Raw genomic sequence first — 15,891 nt, 5'->3', positions numbered from 1 at the left:
CTCCTCCTCAGCCGGTGACGTACTCGTCGGCGATCTTGAGCGCCGCGTCGTAGACGGCGAGCCCGCGGTCCAGCTCGTCGTCCTCGATGATCAGCGGTGGCGCGACGTGCAGCCGGTTGAAGTGGGTGAACGGCCACACGCCGCCCTCGCGGCAGGCAGCGGCGACCCGCGCCATCGGCTCGTTGGCCTGCCCGGCGGCGTTGTACGGCACCAGCGGCTCGCGAGTCTCCCTGTCGCGGACGAGTTCGATCGCCCACATCAGGCCCATCCCGCGCACCTCACCCACGCTGGGGTGCCGCTGCGCGATCTCGGCCAGCCGGGTTTCCAGCCGCTCGCCGAGTGCGCGCACCCGGGGCAGGATCCGCTCCTCCTCCAGGACCTTCATGTGCTCGACCGCCACCGCGCAGGCCAGCGGGTGACCGCTGTAGGTGAGCCCGCCGGGGTAGGCGCGGTCGCCGAAGAACCCGGCCACCTCGGCCGAGATGATCACACCGCCGAGCGGGACGTAGCCGGAGTTGACGCCCTTGGCGAAGGTGATCAGGTCGGGCCTGACGTCCCATGCCTGGCAGGCGAACCAGTGCCCGACGCGGCCGAATCCGACCATGACCTCGTCGCAGATCAGCTGGATCCCGTGCCGGGTGCACAGCTCGCGCACGCCGCGCAGGTAGCCGGGCGGCGGGACCAGGACGCCGTTGGTGCCGACCACGGTCTCCAGGACGACCGCGGCCACGGTGTGCGGTCCTTCGAGCGTCACCACCTCGTCGAGGTGACGCAGCGCCCGCTCGCTCTCCTCCTCCGCGCTCGTTGCGGAGAACGCGGAGCGGTAGGGGTAGGGGCCGAAGAAGTGCACGGCGCCGGGCAGGCCCGGCTCGCTCGGCCAGCGCCGTGGTTCGCCGGTCAGCGAGATCGCCCCGGTGGTCGCGCCGTGGTAGGAGCGGTAGGTGCTGAGCACCTTGTGCCGGCCGGTGAACAGCTTGGCCATCCTGACCGCGTTCTCGTTGGCCTCGGCTCCGCCGTTGGTGAAGAAGACCTTCGCCATGCCCTCGGGTGCCCGCTCGACGATCATCCGGGCCGCCTCGCTCCGCACGTCGACGGCGAACGAGGGCGCGGCGTAGGCGAGCCTGGCCGCCTGGTCGCCGATCGCGGAGATCAGCCGGGGATGGCCGTGTCCGAGGTTGGAGTTCACCAACTGGGAGGAGAAGTCGAGGTAGCGGTTGCCCCCGTAGTCCCAGAAGGTCGACCTCTCCGCGCCCGCCACTGGCAGGGGGGAGATGTGGTCCTGTGCCGACCACGAGTGGAAGACGTAGCGGCGGTCGTCGTCGGTCACCTGTCGCGCGGTCACTGATACGCCCTTTCGCTGGTGGGTGGCATGAGATTACGTGCAGTAATGCCGGTAGACAATAGAAAGTTTGTTATAGTACAAACAGCTGTGGACATTTCTGCGTCGGTGAGCGACCGCACGGCGGCCGGCATCGCCAAGACGGTCGGCCGCCTGATCACCAGCGGAGAGCTGCCGGCGGGCGAGCGGCTGCCGACCGTCAGGCAGCTCGCCGAGGCGCTCGGCGTGAGCCCGGCGACCGTTTCGCAGGCGTGGCAGCGGCTGCTCAGAGCGGGCCTCGTCCGCACCGACGGCCGGCGTGGCACGGTGGTGCGCACCCCGGCGAATTTGACCGGCCCGACCAGATACAGCCGGCTGCGGGCCGAGGGCTTCGCCGGCCTGCTCGACCTGTCGGAGAGCTGGCCGGATCCCGCGCTCCTGCCACGCGTGGAGTCCGTGCTGGAGCAGCTGAGCAGGGATCAGCGCACGAGCAGCTACTTCGACCCGCCGCTGCTGCCCGGCCTGGAGGAGGTGTTACGGGCGGACTGGCCGTTCCCGCCCGCGGTGCTCGCGCTGGTCGACGGGGCCATGGACGCGGTGGACCGGCTGCTGTCCGGGCTCGTCCGGCCCGGCACCAGGGTCGTGGTCGAGAACCCGACCTTCCCCCCGATCCTCGACCTCCTCGAGCTGTTCGGAGCCGAGGTCGTCGCGCTGCCCGTCGACGACCGCGGCATCGAGCCCGGCGACCTCGGCGCCGCGCTGCGCGAGGCCGACGCGGACGCCGTCATCCTCCAGCCGCGCGGGCAGAACCCCACCGGTCACAGCATGGACGAGCCGCGCGCCGCGGAGCTGGCGGCGGTGCTGCGCGACTCCACGGCACTGATCATCGAGGACGACCACTCGGCAGGGATCGCCGTGGCCGAGCCGGTGAGCCTGGGCCACCACCTTCCCGAGCGGACCGTGCACATCCGCGGCTTCTCCAAGTCGCACGGCCCCGACCTGCGGATGGCCGCCGTCGGCGGCGCCGAGGGACCCATCATGTCGCTGCTGCGTCGCCGGATGCTCGGCTCCGGCTGGACCAGCAGGCTCCTGCAGAACGTCCTGCTGCGGCTGCTCACCGGTCAGAAATCCCAGGAGCAGGTCGCCGCGGCACGGAACGAGTACGCCGCGCGGAGATCGGCGCTGCAGCGGGCGCTCACCGCACGCGGCGTGACCGCCCACGGCAGGGACGGCACCAACCTCTGGGTCGGCGTGCGCAACGAGCAGCAGGCGCTGGTGTCGCTCGCGCTCAACGGCGTGGCGGTCGCGCCCGGATCGGCGTTCATGGCGACGCGGCTGCCCGGTGACTTCCTCCGCGTCGCCTGCGCGCCGCTCGACCAGCACGACGTCGACGGCGTCGCCGAGACCATCGCCGAGGCGGCGCACGCCACCCGCCGCCGCTGAGCCGGCCCCTGATTTCGCGCGTCGGCCGCGAAGCTGCGCGGGCCGGCGGGGTCCTGAACGCCCTCGCAAGGTCAGGGCGTGACGATGGCGAAGTCCCGCGTGGGCTCCTCCAGGACGGCGGTCAGCCGGTGCAGGACGGTCATGTCCCCGTCGTGGTCAATGCCGTCGTGGTCAATGCCGTCGTGGTCAATGCCGTCGGCGCCGCCGTCTCCGGCGAGCAGGCCCATCAAGCGCTCCTTGGTCAGCCGGATGGCGAGGTCGGCGCCCCCGCCGGATGGCGACGTCTCGTGGATCAGGACGCCGTTGGACATCGATGTGCGGTGGCACTCGTCGAGATCGGTGAGGTGCCAGTCGATGGCGAAGCGCTCATTCCAAGCATCGGGGCCGTTGACGCGGATGGACAGCGAGTCAAAGATCTGCTCCGCGGTGAGCGCGCCGAGCATGTCCGGCGAGGCCGTGTCGGTCGCGGACTTCGGCGGCCGGCCGGTCAGCTCGCCGGCGCCGGTGAGGTAGAAGTTGCGCCATGTGGCGTTCTCGGCGCCTTGGCCCAGCCGGGTGTACACCTCGGCCAGCAGCCGGCGCGCCTCCGCGTTGCCCTCCTCGGCGAACACCGCGTGGTTGAGAAGCGTCGCCGCGAAGCGCAGGTCGCCGTCGCGGATGTAGCGGCCGGCCAGCCCGACGACGGCGGAGGCGCCGCCGAGGCATTCGACGTAGCGGCGGGCCTGGTCGACGGGCGGGTGCTCCCACAGGTGGGCGGGGTTGCCGTCGAACCACCCCAGGTAGCGCTGGTAGATCGCCTTGACGTTGTGGCTGACCGAGCCGTAGTAGCCGCGCGTGTGCCATGACTGCTCCAGAGCGGGCGGCAGCTGCATGGTCTCGGCGATCTCGTTGCCGGTCATGCCGCGGTTCAGCATGCGCAGGGTCTGGTCGTGCAGGTAGGCGTACAGGTCGCGCTGCTGGGACAGGAAGGTGACGATGCGCTCCCTCCCCCAGGTGGGCCAGTGGTGGGAGGCGAAGGCCACGTCCGCGTGGTCGGCGAACAGCGCGATGGCCTCGGTCAGGTAGCGGGACCAGACGCGGGCGTCGCGGACCAGCGCGCCGCGCAGGGTCAGGACGTTGTGCAGGTTGTGGGTGGCGTTCTCGGCCATGCACAGGGCACGGTGCTCGGGGAACAGGAAGTTCGTCTCCGCCGGAGCCTCGGTGCCGGGGGTGAGCTGGAAGACGATGCGTACGCCGTCGACCGTCTCCTCCTGTCCGGTGCGGATGATGTCGACGGTGGGCGGGATGAGGGAGACGGTGCCCGATGAGGCGCCCATGCCGAGGCCGCAGCCGAGCTGGCCTTCGGGCGAGCGCGGGAGGAACTCCCCGTACATGTACACGGCCCGGCGGTTCATCGCGGTGCCGACGTAGACGTTCTCCGCGACGGCGTGCTCCATGAAGTGCGCCGGCGCCATGATGGGGATGCCGTTCCCGTTGGTGACGCCGCGGGCGCCCCCGAAGTGGTCGGCGTGGGAGTGGGTGTAGATCAGGCCGGTGACCGGGCGGTCGCCCCGGTGGTCGCGGTACAGCCTGAGCGCGGCGGCGGCGCACTCGGTGGAGATGAGCGGGTCGATGACGATGACGCCGCGCTCGCCCTCCACGATCGTCATGTTGGACAGGTCCAGTCCGCGCACCTGGTAGATGCCGTCGGTCACCTCGAAGAGCCCCTGCTTGGCGCACAGCTGGGCCTGCCGCCACAGGCTCGGGTTCGCGCCGGCCGGGCACTCGCCGGCCAGGAAGGCGTACGCATCGTTGTCCCAGACGACCTTTCCTTCTGCCGCCCTGATCACGGCGGGGGTCAGCTGGGAGATGAAGCCGCGCTCCGCGTCGTCGAAGTCGGTCCGGTCGTGAAAGGGAAGGTCTGCCATACGACGCTGCTGCCCCGCAGCGTCCTTCGCTAGGGCCAGTGGCGGTTCAGGAAAGCCCAGATCAAGGTGCGGACACGTTACCTGCCCGGCCACCGCGCCGGCCACCCGGTGGATCACCGATCCCCGCCCGGACAACATCAGCCCCACACGCCAGCCGCCCAGTCGCGATATCTATCAGCATTGACTTATATAAGTAGCAGCTGAGATTATCGGCCCGTGCACGCGGTCGATGTGCTCGGCGGCGTGGCCGGCACCTCCGGCGCCTGCACGGCGTCGTCCCCGCACCACTCAGGAGGCCCGCATCCGGCTGGAGCGTTGTCACCGGTTCTGGAGTCGGCGCCTTGACGCGCTGGGCACCGAACTCGCGCGGGCCCAGCGCGAGCGCCACCACCCGCTTGACGAGAGGCCGTCCGCGGAGCGACGACCGTGCCCGAAGGACGAGGAGGAGGGAGCGAACGAATGATCGACGTCGTCGGCCAGATCAACGCCGCCCAGCCGGTCGCCGCCGGAGCAGGACGCTCGCACCGCACCGACGGCCTGGGGCTTCGGCAGCGTCCAGATCACCGAACGCGGCCGGCGCGGCGGCCACCAGGTACCGAGTCCGCCGGACGGCGACTCGCCGACACTCATGAGGAGTAGACCCGATGACCGAGAACCTCACCACTACGGCGTCCGGCGGGGCGGCGCGGACGCTGCTGCTGTGCGGCATCGCCGCAGGCCCCCTCTACATCGTCGTGGTCCTGCTGCAGATGCTCACCAGGGACGGGTTCGACATAAGCCGGTACCCGGCCAGCATGCTGAGCAACGGTGACCAGGGATGGATTCAGATCGCCAACTTCGCGGTCAGCGGCCTGCTGTTCATGGCGGGAGCGGCCGGCCTGCACCGGGCACGCGGTTCGGCAGGCCGGGCCGGCACCTGGGGGCCGCGGCTGGTCGGCGTCTTCGGCGCCGGGATGGTCGCCGCCGCCTTCTTCTCCGCCGACCCTGCCGACGGCTTCCCGCCGGGGACGCCCCTCGGCGCGCCCACGAGCATGAGCACGCAAGGGATGGTTCACTTCCTCGTCTCCGCGGTCGCCTTTCTCGCGCTGATCGCCGCGTGTTTCGCGTTCGGCCGACAATTCGCGGCGACCGACCGCCGCGGCTGGGCCGCCTTCAGCATGGTGACCGGCGCGCTCTTCCTGGCGGCCTGGATCTCGATCTTCGCGACGCAGGGCTCCCGGGTGGCCAATGTCGCCTTCGCCCTCGCCATCGCGCTCATCATGGTGTGGGCATCGCTCCTGGCCGCGTACCGGCTGATTCGGCCCGGCGTGGCGGCACCGGCCTGACCTTCCGAGGGCGGCGGCGACGCCCGGACAACAGCGGAAAAGCCTATGGACGCTTTGAGTGACGTGATGAATACTCTACGTGCCAGGCTCTTTCGCCCTCGCAACCACTTCCTCCAGCACGGCATACGCCCCGCTCGACACGTCAGCGGCCGCGCAGCAGGGCCGGATCAGGCTGCCGACCCTGGATCCGGACCTGGCCTACCGCATCGAACCCGTCCCGCTCTCGGCCGGCGCCCTCGTGCGCACCCACGGCGGGAAGCCCTCCTGGTGGCTCGACCGTCCCGTCATCTCCGGCAGGGCGCTGGAGGCCGTCGGGATCGTGGGGTCACCAGTCGAAGGCCGTGCGCCCGGTCGGGTACGCCAGGGAGCGGCTCCTGCCCGGCGTCGAGCCGATGCTGGGCGACGTCCGTTCGCTGCACGCGGACCGCACGCAGCGGCTCCCGTCAGACCCCGCGCACCGGCTCAACAACCCCGACCTGGCCGGCGGCTGCCTGCTGGACGTCGGCGTCTACCCGGTGTCCTTCGCCCACGACATCCTCGGGGATCCCGTGGAGGTCACCGGGCGCGGCACCCTGAGCGACACCGGCGTCGACGTGTGCGTGGCGACGGCCCTGCGTCACCGCAACGATGCCCTCTCGACGTCGTACTCCTCCATGGAGACCAGAGGCCCAACACCTCCGTGGTGCTCGGGACCGAGGGCCGGATCGAGATCGACTCGGTCTGGTACTTCCCCGCGGTGGTGACCGTCAAGAACGTGACGGGGCAGGAGCTGGAACGGTTCGACCAGCCGGTGAGCGGCAGAGGCATGCAGTACCAGGCCGCGGAAGCGGAGCGGCTGATCGCTGAGGGCGAGGTCGAGAGTCCGCTGATGACCCACGAGCAGTCGGTCGCGGTGGTGGCCACGATAAACGCCGTCCGCGAGGAGATCGGGGTGCGCTGTCCCGGCGGACAGCGCCGGCAGAAGCCGGCCGGGTGGCCGGGACGGCGCGAACGCCGCCCCGGCCGCTGCTGGGCTGGGGTGAGCGACGTGGCGGCGACCGGCGTGGGACGAAGCCCGCCAGCGCGGTGAACCGCCGGTCTCGGCGATCAAGATGCGGCGGACCCGGGTCCTTTCCGGACCGCGTGGTGCTAGTTCGAGGGGCAGAGGATCGCTTCGGCGGCCTTCTCCATGAGGGGATCCAGCTCGGGATCGAGGTTGGAGGCGGCCAGGGTGGCCGACAGGGCGAACTGCACGCGGCCGTCGGGGGTGTTGTAGGTGGTGGACTTGTTTCCTGGGCCGCCGCCCGTGACGCCGAAGTAGCCGCCCTTGCCGTCGCAGATCCGGCCGTTGGCGGCCGGCTTCGACGCGGTCTTGGCCGGTTGCTCCTTGGGCAGCAGGCGGCCCAGCAGCACCTGGGTGAGTTCCTTGGGCAGCAGCTGGTTCTTGACCAGGGCGCGGTGGAAGGCGCTGACGTCGTCGGAGGTGGAGATGACCCCGGCGGCAGCGTAGCCGTGGCTCATGTTCTGGCGGTCGACGTCGCGCAGCTTGCCGTCCTTGTCGGGGTAGTAGCCGTGGCCGTGCGGGCCCTTGATGCCGCCGGGCGGTTTGACAGGCAGGTAGGTCTTGTCCATGTCGAGCTCGTCGAACAGGCGTCGTTCGAACTCCGCCGCCACGGTGTGCTTGGTGTACCTCTCGATGATCAGCCCGAGCAGGAAGTAGTTGGTGTTGGAGTAGCTGAACTGGGCGCCCGGCTCTCCTGTCCGTTCCAGGTCGCTGGTCTGTTTCACCATCTCCAGCGGTGTGCGGTAGGTGGTGTCGCCGAAGACGTCCGCGGCCGGCAGGTTGGGGATGCCGGAGGTGTGCTGGAGCATCTGCTGCAGGGTGATCTGGTCGGCCAGCTTGACCAGGTCCTGTTCGACGACGACGGGCAGCAGCTCGCTCAGCTTGGTGTCCAGGGCGAACTTCTTCTCCTTGACCAGCTGGAGGATCACGGTGCCGGTCATCAGCTTGGTCTGTGAGCCGATCCGGTAGCGGGCGGTGGGAGGGATCTTGCCGCCCTTGTCGTCCAGCAGGCGGGTGCCACCGGTGCCCTGGTCGACCCGCCTGCCGTCGACGTAGACGGCGCCGATCGCGCCCACGACCTTGGAGCTGGCGGCCAGTTCTGTGAGCGCCTTCTGCACGTCACCGAACCGGGGGCGATCCGAGCCGGTGGCGGCGGCGGGTGCGGTGACGCCGAGCGTCAGCATCGCGCATGCCAGACCCGCCAGGCCGACTGCTGTCGTACGATTCACGATGGAAATTTCCTCCTGTCCAGACGCGCAAGCATGGGTGGCTTGATCGCCTTCAGCGCGTGGTCCATGTGTAGTCCTGACAGGGTTTCCTCCGCGTTTCCGACCGGCGCGGTCAGCGATCGGCCGCCGTCGGCGTGCGGTGATCGTGGCACCTGCAACGGCCACTGCGGCCGCTATGGAGGCGAGTTCGCGCCGCATGCGTCCGCCTGATCGCCTGATGCTCCAGCGGCCTCGCGGATGAGCAGCGCGCCGGCTCCGTACGAGGGAATCGTGAAGACGTCGGTGCAGCGCCCGGAGGCGCCACTACCAGGTGACCGGGAGGGCGGCCACGCCGTAGATGGTGGCCCGCGGCCGCAGCGGAACCTCCGCAGCGGGTACGGCCAGCCGCAGCCCGGGGAAGCGGCGGAGCAGCGCCGGATAGGCCAGCCGCATCTCCAGCCGGGCCAGCTGCTGGCCCAGGCACTGGTGGATGCCGTGGCTGAAGCCCAGCTGCGCTCCCGCCTGGCGGGTGACGTCGAAGCGGTCGGGGTCGGGGAACCGGGTCTCGTCCCGGTTGACGGCCGGGATGGAGATCGTCACGGTCTCCCCTGCCTTGATCGTCCGCCCGGCGAGCGGCACGTCGGCCCTGGCGACCCGGATCGGGCCGATGTGGGTGATGCTGAGGTACCGCATCAGCTCCTCGACAGCGCTCGCCGCGACGCCGGGATCGGTGCGTACCAGCTCCGCCTGTTCCGGGCGGCACAGCAGCAGGAACGCGCCCAGGCTCAGCATGTTCGCGGTCGTCTCATGCCCGGCGGTCAGCAGCAGCGTGGCCACGCCGGTGAGCTCGTCGTGGGTGAGTTCGCCGCCGGCGGCCAGCTCGCTGATCAGGTCCTCGGCGGGTTCCGCCCGCTTGCGCCCGACCAGCTGGGACAGGTAGCCCATCAGCTCGGCGTGCGAGGCGCCCCGCTGTTCGGCGGAGTTGTCGAGGTTCACCGCCCGCGCGGTGGTGTCCTGGAAGTGCGCGCGATCGCCGTACGGCACGCCGAGCAGCTCGCAGATCACCAGCGACGGGATCGGCAGCGCGAACGCCTGGACCAGGTCGGCGGGAGCTCCACCGCGGGCCATCTCCTCGAGCCGGCCGTCGATGATCTCCTGGATCCTGGGCTCCAACCGCCGCATCTTGCGCATGCTGAAGTGCCCGGTCAGCAGCCTGCGGAAGCGGGAGTGCCCGGGATCGTCCATCGCGATGAAGAAGCCCGGCGGGATCACCCAGTCCGTCAGCCCTTCGGGCGGCATCAGCTCCTTGATCGGCGGCGCGCCGCCCCCGCCCTGCGTGCTGTTGCTGAAGCGGGGGTCGTCGAGCACCGCGCGTGCCTCGGTGTAGCCGGTGACCAGCCAGCCGGGCCGTCCGTCGGCGTAGGTCATCGGGTGCAGCGGTCCCTGGAGCTCTTTCAGTACGGCGGGCGGCTCGAATGGGTCCGTCCGATCGAGGGGCAGCGTGTCGAGGGTTTCCATACCTCACAGAAAAGCGCACAGACTGCGAATTTGCAACATATGCATAAACGCAGAGCCTGCGATAGGGTGGCGCCGTGGAAGGCCATCGCGAACGCAAGAAGATCCGCACCCGCCGTGCGCTGCTGGAGGCCGCGGTGCGGCTGTTCAGCGAGCGGGGCTACGAGCAGACGACCGTCGCCGAGATCGCCGCGGCGGCCGACGTGGCACCCCGCACCTTCTTCGCGTACTTCGCGAGCAAGGAGGATGTGCTCTTCCTGCACGTCGAGGATCGCGAAAAGGACATGCTCGACGTGATCGCCGGGCGGCAACCGGGCGAGCCCTTGGGAGCTCTGCTGGGCCGGATGTTCGACGCGCTGGTGCGCAGCATGGGCGAGGACGATGAGCTGGACTTCGCGCTGTCACCGCTGCGGGCGCAGCTGATGTTCACCGAGCCCGCGCTGCGCGCACGCGGGCTGACGATCATGATGGAGGTGCAGCCCCGGGTGGCCAGGGCTCTGTGCGAGGTCTATCCCGGGCTGGATCCCGTGTCGGCCGGGGCGGCGGTCGGGAGCTTCATGGGCGCGCTGGCCACCGCCGGCCTGGTCGCCCAGCAACAAGGCGCCTCCAATCAGGACGTCCTGACCGCCGGACGACGCGGCATCCAGATCGCCGTCAACGGGCTGTCCAGCCTCGACGACTCGTGACACACGCCCCCGGCCACGCTCTCACCCAGGAGAGGACGTGGTGACCGACCGGGAGAGCAGCCGGTCGATGCCGGCGGGCGCCGTCGGCTCAGCCGGAGCGTCCGGCCGCGCGGGTGTGCAGGTCCCGCATCTCCTCGTCGAGAGGGGGCACCGGTCCTGTGACCGGGATGCCGGGTGCGATCTCAGCGATCGGCAGGCTCCGCACGGGTGAGGCGGGGCGCCCGAGCGCCGCCCGCCACTCGGCGAGTTGTGCGGCGGAGTGGACGTAGACGATCCGGCCCAGCCCGACCCAGGCGTGCGCCGCCGAGCACATCGGGCAGTGTTCGCCCGACGTGTACACCGTGGCAGTCGATCGTCGCCGTGGCGTGAGGTTCGCCGCCGCCCATCGGGACAGGGCGATCTCCGGGTGGGCGGTCGGGTCATCGGTGGTGGCCTCGCGGTTGCGTTGCTCGGCCAGGACGGCTCCGTCGGCGTCGGCGAGAACCGATCCGAACGGGTCGTCGCCCCACTCCAGAGCCTCGGTGGCGAGCTCGACGCAGCGGCGCAGATGCGTCAGATCTGTGGGTGTGAGGTCATCGACGGACATCGTGGTCCCCCCGTTCACGCGAGCCGGAGTTCTCCACGGCCGGTGACGATCCCGGACCCGGAGATCCGCACCCGGTCGCCGTCGACCTCGAGCTGGATCCGGCTGGGCCGCCCGAGCCGGTGGCCCTGCTCGATGACGACCAGCCCGCCATCGGCCCGTTGATGACGAGTGAGCAGGGCGGCGAGCGGACCCGCGGCCGTGCCGGTGGCCGGGTCCTCGACGATGCCCACGGTGGGATTGAAGAACCGGCTGTAGGCGTCCGCTTCGGGCTCCCCGGCTGCGGTGGTGTAGACGTAGCAGCCTTCGGCGCCCGCCTCGGCCAGGATCGCGGCCAGGGGCCTGCTGTCGGCGGCGGTGCGGTCGACAGCGGGACGGTCGGCCAGCGGGACGAGCAGGTGAGCCACTCCCGTGGAGACGACCTGCGCCTGCCCATCGGCGGACAGGTCCGCAGGCTCCAGTCCGAGCGCGGCGAGGAGGCGCCCTGCGTCCTCCACCACGGGCCCGAACACGGGCGCCGACTGCTCCATCACGATGCGGACGTCGCGCCCGGGCCCGCGGACCACCTCCACCGGCAGCACGTCCCCGCCTATTTCCTGCATCAGCGTCCGCGACGGCTCGTCTCCGGTCAGCCCCTGGTCGGCGAGCCACAGCCAGGCGCCGAGCGCGTTGTGGCCGGCGCCGTCGACCTCGGCGCCGATCGGGGTGAACGACCGCAGCCGCCATGCGGCGCCCGGCCGGGTGGGCCGCAGCAGGAAGGTGGTCTCGGACTGGTTGAACTCGCGGGCGATGTCGCGCATCTGGTTCACCGTCAGGTGGTCCGCGTCAGGAACCAGCGCCAGCGGGTTACCGGCCAGCGGGCGCTCGGCGAAGACGTCGATGAAGAAGAACGGTGTCGTAGTCGTCATGAGGACAACGCTAGGGAGCCCGAATCGCGGTTCACACGCGCAATCGTTCGACCATTGGGGATATCGACGCAGAATATGCGGAATCCTGCACCTATGACGAACACGCCAGACGTCAGGCCACTGGATGACGTGGACCGCGCCCTGATCGCCGCCATCCAGACCGACGGACGCGCGACCCTGGCCAGGCTCGCCGAGATCATCCAGCTCAGCGTCTCCGCCACGCGGATCCGGCTGCGCGCGTTGGAGGAGCAGGGAGTCATCGCGGGCTACCGGGCCCGTGTCGAGCCCGAAGCCCTGGGCTACACCCTGCGCGCGATCGTCCGGATGAAGGTCCACGGCTCCCTCTACGACAAGGTCAAGGCCGTCCTGGCCGACCGGCCGCAGATCGTGCGCTGCCTGCGCGTCACGGGAGAGTCCTGCTACGTGATGGAGATCGTCGCCACCGGCATGGGCGACCTCGAGCAGATCACCTCCGAACTCGCCCGTGTCGGCTCCATCACCACCGACCTGGTCTACGAGATGGTCGTCGACCGCCCCGTCCCCCTGCTCACCTGACCCTGCTCACCTGACTTCGGCGCCGGTCGCGCCCGCTCGTACACGCCTGCCTCGCGTCTTCATGACGCCATGAACAGCCCTCTCATGCGTTGCCATGACGTCATAATGATGCCACTATGACGTCATGGACCTTGCGCCGTATGTCGATCACCTCCGCCGCGAGCTCGCGATCGCCGCGGGGGCGGGCGGCGAGGAAGCGCGTGCGCTGGCGGAACGTCTCGCCGCGACGCTCGAGTCGGCCGCCCGGCTCGCGCTGCTGGAGGCTCTGTCAGCCGCCGCGGACGAGATCACCCAGGACCTCGCACCAGGCTCTGTCGAAGTGCGCCTGCGCGGGCGCGACCCCGCTTTCGTCGTGACGCCACCGCCGGACGCCCGTTCGTTCGCGGAGGAAGGCGGGACCGGGCAGGCCGACAGACCGCCCGCCCCGTTGCCGCCCCCCGACGCCGACGACGGCGGCACGTCCCGGATCTCGCTCCGGGTCCCCGAGCACCTCAAGCCGCGCATCGAGGAGGCCGCCACCCGGGACGGGCTGTCGGTCAACGCCTGGCTCGTCCGGGCCGTCTCCGCCGCACTCGATCCCGGTGACGCCGATCGCCGCTCCGGCCGGCGCCCGGCGCAGCGGAGCGGCAACCACTACAGCGGCTGGGTGCGCTGATGACCATGCCGACCCACGACAAGGGGACCGCCGTGCCGACCTTCGACACCCCCGAACCCATCTCTGCCGTCATCGACCTGCCGGCCGCCACCATCCGGATCAACGCGAGCGACCGCACCGACACGGTCGTCGACGTCCGCCCGAGCGACCGGCTCAACGACGCCGACGTGCTGGCCGCCGAGCACACCGAGGCCGACTACGCCGGCGGCAGGCTCCTCGTGCGGACCGGCAGGGAGCATGCCGGCCCGGCCTCCGGCTGGGGCCTGTCGCTCGACAGGCTCGTCGAGTCGCCCGCGACCTGGGCACGTTCGCTGCTGCACGGCCCTGGCTCGGTCGACGTGACGATCGACCTGCCGGCCGGCTCCCGCCTGGATGCCAGGACGGCGTCGGCCGTCCTGTGCCGGGGATCGCTCGGCGAGGTGACGATCAGCACCTCGCATGGAGACATCCGGATCGAGCAGGCCGGCCGGCTACGGCTGAAGAGCACCTATGGCGACATCTCGGTCACCCGCGCGACCGGGCACGCCGAGGTCACCACGACCCACGGTGGCATCCACATCGGCGAGATCGACGGCACCGCCGCGGTCAAGACCTCCCACGGCGACGTCCGCCTCCGCGAGGTGACCGGCGACCTGCGGCTGAACAGCGCCCACGGCGACATGACCGTGGACCGCGCCCTGGCCGGCGTCACCGTCAAGACCGCGTACGCCGGCGTGGAGATCGGCGAGGTGGTGTCCGGCTCGATCACCATGGAGACCACCGGCGGCGGCCTGGATCTCGGCATCCGCGACGGCACCGCCGCCTGGCTGGACGTGAGCTCCACGTACGGCGCCGTGGACGTCTCCCTCGACCCCGGCGACGCCCCCGCCGAGACGGACCAGGTCGTCGAGGTGCGGGCCCACACCACCCACGGCGACATCGTCATCCACCGTTCCTGACCGACCGAGGAGATTCTCATGCCTGACGCGATCGTGGCCGAGGGACTGGTCAAGAAGTACGGTGACGTGGCCGCCCTCGACGGGATGGACCTGGCCGTTCCCGAGGGAACGGTGTTCGGGCTGCTCGGCCCGAACGGCGCCGGCAAGACCACCACGGTGCGCATCCTCACCACGCTGCTCAAGCCGGACGCGGGGCACGCCACGGTGGCCGGACTCGACGTCGTCCGCGACGCGCGCCGGCTGCGCGCCCGCATCGGCGCCTCCGGCCAGTACGCCGCCGTCGACGACCACCTCACCGGCGCCGAGAACCTGGAGATGGTCGGCCGCCTCTACCATCTGGGCACCAGGCGCAGCCGGCAGCGCGCCCGCGAGCTGCTGGAGCGCTTCGACCTGGCCGACGCCGCCGATCGCCCGGTGCAGGGCTACTCCGGCGGCATGCGACGCCGCCTCGACCTGGCCGGCGCGCTGGTCGCCGACCCGCCCGTGCTGTTCCTCGACGAGCCCACCACCGGCCTCGACCCCCGGGCCAGGATCGGCCTGTGGGACGTCATCGCCGAGCTCGTCGCCGCGGGCACGACGGTGCTGCTCACCACCCAGTACCTGGAGGAGGCCGACCAGCTCGCCGACCGCATCGCCGTGGTCGACCACGGGCGCGTGATCGCGCTCGGCACCGCCGACGAGCTGAAGGACCAGGTCGGCGGCGACCGGATCCAGCTGTCGGTGACGAACGCGGCGAACCTGGAGACCGCCGCCAGAACGCTGGCGCCGCTGGCCCTCGGGGACATGCAGATCGACGCCGCCGCCCTGCGGGTGACGATCCCGGTGGCCGGCGGCGCGGCCGCACTGACCCGGGCGCTCGGCCGCCTGGCAGCCGAGCGGATCACCGTACGCGATGCCGGCCTGCGCCGGCCGACCCTGGACGACGTGTTCCTGAGCCTCACGGGACACCAGTCCGGCGAGACGACCGAGGAGAGCCTCCGATGAACGCTTTGCGGCTGGCAGCCGCTGACGGCATGACGATCGCCAAGCGCAACGCCCTGAAGATCCGCAGAGCTCCCGACCTGCTGGGCGGCGTGGTCATCCTCCCGATCGTGTTCGTGCTGCTGTTCACCTACGTCTTCGGCAGCATGATCAGCCTGCCCGGCATGTCGTACGCGGAATACATGCTCCCCGGGATCTTCGTCATGACGATCACCACGAGCGCGCAGATCACCGGCTACACGCTGACGCAGGACCTGCAGAAGGGCATCTTCGACCGGTTCAGGACACTGCCGATGTCGCCCTCGGCGGTGCTCACCGGCCAGACCGTCAGCGACGTCATCATGAACCTGACCAGCATCGTCACCATGACGCTGGTCGGGCTGCTCGCCGGGTGGCGCATCAACAGCTCGCCGTTGGAGGCCGCCCTCGGCTTCCTGATGTTGCTGCTGTTCGCGTACGCCTTCTCCTGGGTGACGGCCACGGTCGCGCTGGCCCTGCGCACGCCCGAGGTCTTCAACAACGTCGCCACCATCGTGTCGCTCCCGCTGGTCTTCCTGTCCAACGCCTTCGTCGACAGCGCGCGGCTGCCCGGACCGCTGAAGCCGATCGCCGAGTGGAACCCGGTCTCCACGCTCGTCCAGGCCGCACGCGAGCTGTTCGGGAACACCAGCCCGGCCATCCCCGCGCCCGGTGCCTGGCCGCTGCAGCACGCGGTGCCGGTGTCGCTGCTGTGGTCGGTCCTGCTCCTGGTCGTGTTCGTGCCGCTGGCGACGCGGCTGTACACCAGGGCCGTCAGCCGGTGAACCACGACGTCGTCGGCGGGCGCG

General features: G+C 70.6%; 16 protein-coding genes. 10 read left to right on the top strand and 6 right to left on the bottom strand.

The window, feature by feature from the left end:
- Positions 1–7: 7 nt before the first annotated feature.
- Positions 8–1,342, bottom strand: coding sequence for an aspartate aminotransferase family protein (locus ABGB14_RS05305; RefSeq protein ID WP_347642392.1), 1,335 nt, complete (start codon positions 1,340–1,342; stop codon positions 8–10).
- 87 nt (positions 1,343–1,429) lie between these two features.
- Between ABGB14_RS05305 and ABGB14_RS05300 the strand changes: the two genes are divergently transcribed.
- Complete coding sequence (locus ABGB14_RS05300; RefSeq protein WP_347642391.1) at positions 1,430–2,761, top strand: aminotransferase class I/II-fold pyridoxal phosphate-dependent enzyme; 1,332 nt, start codon at positions 1,430–1,432, stop codon at positions 2,759–2,761.
- Positions 2,762–2,832: 71 nt separating this feature from the next.
- Here the strand turns inward: ABGB14_RS05300 and ABGB14_RS05295 are convergent, their stop codons facing one another.
- Entirely contained in the window at positions 2,833–4,668 is a 1,836-nt protein-coding gene (locus ABGB14_RS05295) for an alkyl sulfatase dimerization domain-containing protein (protein ID WP_347642390.1), read from the bottom strand.
- Between the two features lie 644 nt (positions 4,669–5,312).
- On the opposite strand from ABGB14_RS05295, the gene ABGB14_RS05290 reads away from it, so the two are divergent.
- From ABGB14_RS05290 to ABGB14_RS05280, 3 genes are all read left to right on the top strand, one after another.
- Positions 5,313–5,993: a DUF998 domain-containing protein gene (locus ABGB14_RS05290; RefSeq protein WP_347642389.1), complete on the top strand. Its 681-nt coding sequence runs from the start codon at positions 5,313–5,315 to the stop codon at positions 5,991–5,993.
- Between the two features lie 341 nt (positions 5,994–6,334).
- Positions 6,335–6,736, top strand: coding sequence for a hypothetical protein (locus ABGB14_RS05285; RefSeq protein WP_347642388.1), 402 nt, complete (start codon positions 6,335–6,337; stop codon positions 6,734–6,736).
- The gene (locus ABGB14_RS05280) at positions 6,676–7,062 is read left to right on the top strand and encodes a hypothetical protein (RefSeq protein ID WP_347642387.1); all 387 of its coding nucleotides are present in this window, start codon (positions 6,676–6,678) and stop codon (positions 7,060–7,062) included. The genes ABGB14_RS05285 and ABGB14_RS05280 overlap by 61 nt, the downstream gene beginning before the upstream one ends.
- A 59-nt stretch (positions 7,063–7,121) precedes the next feature.
- Here ABGB14_RS05280 and ABGB14_RS05275 read toward each other — a convergent pair whose 3' ends face one another.
- Both ABGB14_RS05275 and ABGB14_RS05270 read right to left on the bottom strand, forming a co-directional pair.
- A complete protein-coding gene (locus ABGB14_RS05275) occupies positions 7,122–8,264 on the bottom strand; it encodes a serine hydrolase domain-containing protein (RefSeq protein ID WP_347642386.1) in 1,143 nt (380 codons plus the stop codon).
- Positions 8,265–8,567: 303 nt separating this feature from the next.
- A complete protein-coding gene (locus ABGB14_RS05270; protein ID WP_347642385.1) occupies positions 8,568–9,761 on the bottom strand; it encodes a cytochrome P450 in 1,194 nt (397 codons plus the stop codon).
- 74 nt (positions 9,762–9,835) lie between these two features.
- On the opposite strand from ABGB14_RS05270, the gene ABGB14_RS05265 reads away from it, so the two are divergent.
- Positions 9,836–10,444: a helix-turn-helix domain-containing protein gene (locus tag ABGB14_RS05265; protein ID WP_347642384.1), complete on the top strand. Its 609-nt coding sequence runs from the start codon at positions 9,836–9,838 to the stop codon at positions 10,442–10,444.
- Positions 10,445–10,532: 88 nt separating this feature from the next.
- On the opposite strand, the gene ABGB14_RS05260 is transcribed toward ABGB14_RS05265, so the two are convergent.
- Entirely contained in the window at positions 10,533–11,030 is a 498-nt protein-coding gene (locus ABGB14_RS05260; RefSeq protein WP_347642383.1) for a nucleoside deaminase, read from the bottom strand.
- A 14-nt stretch (positions 11,031–11,044) separates the two neighbouring features.
- On the bottom strand, positions 11,045–11,935 hold the full coding sequence (locus tag ABGB14_RS05255) for a PhzF family phenazine biosynthesis protein (RefSeq protein WP_347642382.1): 891 nt from the start codon (positions 11,933–11,935) through the stop codon (positions 11,045–11,047).
- Positions 11,936–12,028: 93 nt separating this feature from the next.
- Here ABGB14_RS05255 and ABGB14_RS05250 point away from each other — a divergent pair, with 93 nt between their 5' ends.
- The 5 genes from ABGB14_RS05250 to ABGB14_RS05230 all read left to right on the top strand — a co-directional run bounded on the left by ABGB14_RS05250 (position 12,029) and on the right by ABGB14_RS05230 (position 15,867).
- Entirely contained in the window at positions 12,029–12,490 is a 462-nt protein-coding gene (locus ABGB14_RS05250) for an Lrp/AsnC family transcriptional regulator (protein WP_347642381.1), read from the top strand.
- Between the two features lie 124 nt (positions 12,491–12,614).
- Entirely contained in the window at positions 12,615–13,145 is a 531-nt protein-coding gene (locus tag ABGB14_RS05245) for a hypothetical protein (RefSeq protein WP_347642380.1), read from the top strand.
- The gene (locus ABGB14_RS05240; RefSeq protein WP_347642379.1) at positions 13,145–14,083 is read left to right on the top strand and encodes a DUF4097 family beta strand repeat-containing protein; all 939 of its coding nucleotides are present in this window, start codon (positions 13,145–13,147) and stop codon (positions 14,081–14,083) included. Before ABGB14_RS05245 ends, ABGB14_RS05240 begins: the two co-directional genes overlap by 1 nt.
- A gap of 18 nt (positions 14,084–14,101) precedes the next feature.
- Positions 14,102–15,067 (top strand): ATP-binding cassette domain-containing protein, encoded by a 966-nt coding sequence (locus ABGB14_RS05235; protein ID WP_347642378.1) that lies wholly within the window; start codon positions 14,102–14,104, stop codon positions 15,065–15,067.
- Positions 15,064–15,867, top strand: coding sequence for an ABC transporter permease (locus tag ABGB14_RS05230; protein WP_347642377.1), 804 nt, complete (start codon positions 15,064–15,066; stop codon positions 15,865–15,867). The genes ABGB14_RS05235 and ABGB14_RS05230 overlap by 4 nt, the downstream gene beginning before the upstream one ends.
- The last annotated feature ends 24 nt before the right edge of the window (positions 15,868–15,891 follow it).

It is taken from the genome of Nonomuraea sp. B10E15, from assembly GCF_039871615.1.
Lineage (GTDB): Bacteria > Actinomycetota > Actinomycetes > Streptosporangiales > Streptosporangiaceae > Nonomuraea.
The sequence above is the reverse complement of the archived record's forward strand: the minus strand, read 5'-3'. Positions and strand labels throughout refer to the sequence as shown.

Bases quoted from the DNA above. Each gene is read 5' to 3' on its own strand.
- ABGB14_RS05245 (WP_347642380.1), top strand. From the start codon at position 12,615: ATGGACCTTGCGCCGTATGTCGATCACCTCCGCCGCGAGCTCGCGATC.
- ABGB14_RS05290 (WP_347642389.1), top strand. From the start codon at position 5,313: ATGACCGAGAACCTCACCACTACGGCGTCCGGCGGGGCGGCGCGGACG.
- ABGB14_RS05255 (WP_347642382.1), bottom strand. From the start codon at position 11,935: ATGACGACTACGACACCGTTCTTCTTCATCGACGTCTTCGCCGAGCGC.
- ABGB14_RS05240 (WP_347642379.1), top strand. From the start codon at position 13,145: ATGACCATGCCGACCCACGACAAGGGGACCGCCGTGCCGACCTTCGAC.
- ABGB14_RS05235 (WP_347642378.1), top strand. From the start codon at position 14,102: ATGCCTGACGCGATCGTGGCCGAGGGACTGGTCAAGAAGTACGGTGAC.
- ABGB14_RS05270 (WP_347642385.1), bottom strand. From the start codon at position 9,761: ATGGAAACCCTCGACACGCTGCCCCTCGATCGGACGGACCCATTCGAG.
- ABGB14_RS05260 (WP_347642383.1), bottom strand. From the start codon at position 11,030: ATGTCCGTCGATGACCTCACACCCACAGATCTGACGCATCTGCGCCGC.
- ABGB14_RS05250 (WP_347642381.1), top strand. From the start codon at position 12,029: ATGACGAACACGCCAGACGTCAGGCCACTGGATGACGTGGACCGCGCC.
- ABGB14_RS05230 (WP_347642377.1), top strand. From the start codon at position 15,064: ATGAACGCTTTGCGGCTGGCAGCCGCTGACGGCATGACGATCGCCAAG.
- ABGB14_RS05295 (WP_347642390.1), bottom strand. From the start codon at position 4,668: ATGGCAGACCTTCCCTTTCACGACCGGACCGACTTCGACGACGCGGAG.